The sequence below is a fragment of the Clostridium sp. ATCC BAA-442 genome, assembly GCF_964239415.1.
Lineage (GTDB): Bacteria > Bacillota > Clostridia > Oscillospirales > Oscillospiraceae > Flavonifractor > Flavonifractor plautii.
Genome location: NZ_CAXSQB010000098.1, coordinates 1 through 3,163, shown reverse-complemented (window position 1 = coordinate 3,163; position 3,163 = coordinate 1). Strand labels below are relative to the sequence as shown.

The window sequence follows — 3,163 nt, the reverse complement described above, 5'->3', positions numbered from 1 at the left end:
CGCCAATGCTCGTTTGATTTCTGCCTCACGCATTACGGTTGCCTTGAAATGAAAAAATACTGTGGACAGCCGCAAAGTCTAACCCATCAGAGCGCAAACGCCTCGTGAAACGTAGGGTTAGCGTCTATGTGTCAATGGCCATTAATTTTGACCCACTTTTGGCCAATAGAATTGACCCACTTGCTCACCGCTAACCGCCGGTTTTCTGCTTCAAACGATAGCTCTCACCTCCCAGCATAAAGATGTGTGAATGGTGGATCACGCGGTCGATGATGGGCACGGCCACGTTGTCGTCATGGAAGAACTCGCCCCAGCTGGTGAAGTCCTTGTTGGTGGTCAGGATGACCGAGCGGTACTCGTACAGGTTGTTGATTAACTGGAACAGGTTGTACCGGGCTTGGCGCGTCATCGGCAGGTAGCCCAGCTCATCGATGATCAGCACGTCGTATTTGCTCAGCTGATTAAGGCGCTTCTTCAGCTCGCCCTTCATTTCCGCCAGCTCCAGATCCTCGACCAACGCCAGAGCCGTGCGGAACAGCACCTTGTAGCCCGCCTGAACCGCCTTGTGGCCAATCCCAATGGCCAAGTGGGTCTTGCCCACACCCGGTGGTCCGATGAACACCAGGTTGTCGCGGTTGTCGATAAAGCTGAAGTCCAGCAAGGTGCTGACCTGGCGCTTGGTGATGGTGGTCTGGTGCCGGTAATCGAAGGCCTCCAGATGCTTCTCCGAGGGGAACTGCGCCTGCTTGAGGTTGCGGCTTACGCGGCTACTGGAGCGGGCGTTAAGCTCATGCTCGACCAGTGACTGGGCGAAGCTCAGGTAGGACAGTTCATTGGCTTCGGCTCTGGCCAGCAGGGTGGCCAGCTCACCCGCGGTCGCGCTGAGGCGCAGGCTTCGGTACTGCGCGATAGTGCTGTCGAGCAGGCTCATTGGGTCACCCCGTGGCCAGTCGACTGGCCAATGCGGGCATAAGCGTTCAGGTCGGCGTGACTAACCTGGCTACCGGCCTCTGGCGCATAGTCATGGTCGCCGATGATCCGGCCCCGCGCCTTGGCTTGCTGCCATGCTTCGAGGTAGCGCTTGAGCCCGGTGGCGGTCAGTTCACTGCGCTCGCACAACTCGCCGAGCAACGCCGTATCAACCGGCGCATGGGCCATGAGCAGGTCGCGTGCAGCAACCAGCTGATCCTTGTAGATACGCGGCGAAGTACGCTTGAGCAGTTGGCACAGGGTTGCCCCAAGGGCATCGGGCAGGATCGAGTCGATGCCGCGCTCCAGGTCGGTAATGCGCTGGGCATGGTCTCGGTAATGGTTGTTGTTCTTGATCATCCGGCCCTTGGCCTTGCACAGGTCATGGGTGGCTATGAGTTCACCGCTCTCCAGGTCATGGATCAGCAACTGGTTGTCCTGTGCGCTGACACCGACACGGGCTTGCTGCCAGGCCATGGGTACCGAGTACTTGTTGGCCTGCCATGAGATCAAGCCGGTCTTGTCGACCTTGCGGGTCTCCCTTGTCGGCGCCACGTGCAGCAGGTTCTGCGGGACGAGATAGGGCTTGAGCTGACTACGCTCCAGTGCCTCGAAATGCGCTCTTGGATGCTGCCCCGTCGTGCCGTGCACGCGTGCGTTGGCGACAGTCTCGAGCCAATCATTCAGGTGCTGTCGGACGGCGGCCTCGTCCTGGAAGTGCTCGCCGTAGAAGCAGTCACGCTTGACGTACTTGACCCCGGCCTCCACCTTGCCCTTGCTCTCCGGGTCATAGCCCTCGCAGGCATGGATGCGGTACCCGACGGTAGTCGCATACTGGTGGAAGCGCTGGTTCAGCGTCAGCTCACGGTACTGCTCGTTGATCACCACCATCTTGGTCTGATCGTAGATGCACTCCTCGGTGACGCCGCCGAAGTAGCGGAAGGCCTCGTCGTGCATCTGGATAAACCGTTCGGTATCCAGCGGCCGGAAGTTCAGACCGACATACATCAGCCGTGAACAGGACAGCACAAACACCACAAAATGAACGACACGCTCCAGGCCGCCAATCATGACGCCTCGCAGCTCACCGGGGTCGACCTGACACTGCACGCCAGGCACTGACTCAACGACCGGCTCGTAATAGCGCAACTGGCCACTGGCAACCTGCTGCTTGAGCGCTTGCACATAGCGGCGAATGCTCCGGTCTGACACCGCCAGCTCGGTGGTGCGCTCCCTCAGGCGACGGGCCAGCTTGACTGCGCTCAGGGCTGGAAACTGACCCAACTGATTAATCAGATAATCGCGGTGCTCGTCGAGCACCTTGGTGCGTGAAGGGTCAGCAATGGTAGCGCTGATCTGCATCTCATCCAGGTGGAGATACTTGCGTACGGTGTTCCGGGAAATCCCCAGCTCACGACTGATGGCACGGACCGACAGGCCTCGGCCCTGGTCATACAACCCCTTGATCTTGTGAATCACAACCCACTCCTTCAATGATCTGTCCCCGGCCTGTGCATAAGGCGGGTGACGCTACATGGTCGGTGGCCAATGCCACTATGGGTGGGTCAAAATTGTTGGCCAGAGGTGGGTCAGTTTAATTGGCCATTAACACTATGCAAATATGCTACTATTTTAACATGAATTGCATAAAACCACCCCAACTGCTTCAGCTTGAACTTCGCCAGTTCTTCGAGCGAGGTAAAATTACATCCAGCAGCGCAATAGCAAGGATGACCGGAATCTCACAGTCCCAGATCTATCGTAATCTTTACGGTCGACCAAAGCGCGTAACCAGCACCCTCAAAGCCCTATGCGATTATGCAAATATCTCGATTTTTGCTGAAAAGGCGGATCCGCGTAATTCTCCCATTTTGATGGACGCTCTGGGCCTGGTATGGGACGGCACAGACCAGCACGCAAAGAGGCTGGCTGAATTGCTATTTGCTCATCGCAAGGCGTGCCTGTAAAAATGATTGACGATGCAGCAGTACACAGGAGGGGTCCATGGATGAGGCTTCGACACCCGTAACAGTCAAATCAGCATTCAGTAGCCTTAAAGCCGCGGGATACCCACGCTCATACATTGAGAAGCTTCTCCCTGACTGGTGGGACAATAGTCTGTTCAAAACCAGCGCCGGCGTACTTCAATTCGCCCTGATTCTCAAACAACGACTGGGCCTCGAAACCAGCTTTG

The 3,163-nt window shown here is 57.1% G+C and carries 4 protein-coding genes; 2 read left to right on the top strand and 2 right to left on the bottom strand.

Annotated elements, in window-relative coordinates:
- Positions 1–190: 190 nt before the first annotated feature.
- Positions 191–931, bottom strand: coding sequence for an IS21-like element helper ATPase IstB (istB, locus tag ACESY8_RS19530; protein WP_064491510.1), 741 nt, complete (start codon positions 929–931; stop codon positions 191–193).
- Positions 928–2,448 (bottom strand): IS21 family transposase, encoded by a 1,521-nt coding sequence (gene istA, locus ACESY8_RS19525; protein WP_081273177.1) that lies wholly within the window; start codon positions 2,446–2,448, stop codon positions 928–930. Before istA ends, istB begins: the two co-directional genes overlap by 4 nt.
- A 134-nt stretch (positions 2,449–2,582) precedes the next feature.
- Between istA and ACESY8_RS19520 the strand changes: the two genes are divergently transcribed.
- Both ACESY8_RS19520 and ACESY8_RS19515 read left to right on the top strand, forming a co-directional pair.
- On the top strand, positions 2,583–2,936 hold the full coding sequence (locus ACESY8_RS19520; RefSeq protein WP_123585967.1) for a helix-turn-helix domain-containing protein: 354 nt from the start codon (positions 2,583–2,585) through the stop codon (positions 2,934–2,936).
- A 37-nt stretch (positions 2,937–2,973) separates the two neighbouring features.
- A partial coding sequence (locus ACESY8_RS19515) for a hypothetical protein (protein ID WP_498794958.1) occupies positions 2,974–3,163 on the top strand: 190 nt, incomplete at its 3' end.

Excerpts from the sequence above, each read along its gene's own strand:
- istB (WP_064491510.1), bottom strand. The coding sequence starts at position 931 with ATGAGCCTGCTCGACAGCACTATCGCGCAGTACCGAAGCCTGCGCCTC.
- ACESY8_RS19520 (WP_123585967.1), top strand. The coding sequence starts at position 2,583 with ATGCAAATATGCTACTATTTTAACATGAATTGCATAAAACCACCCCAA.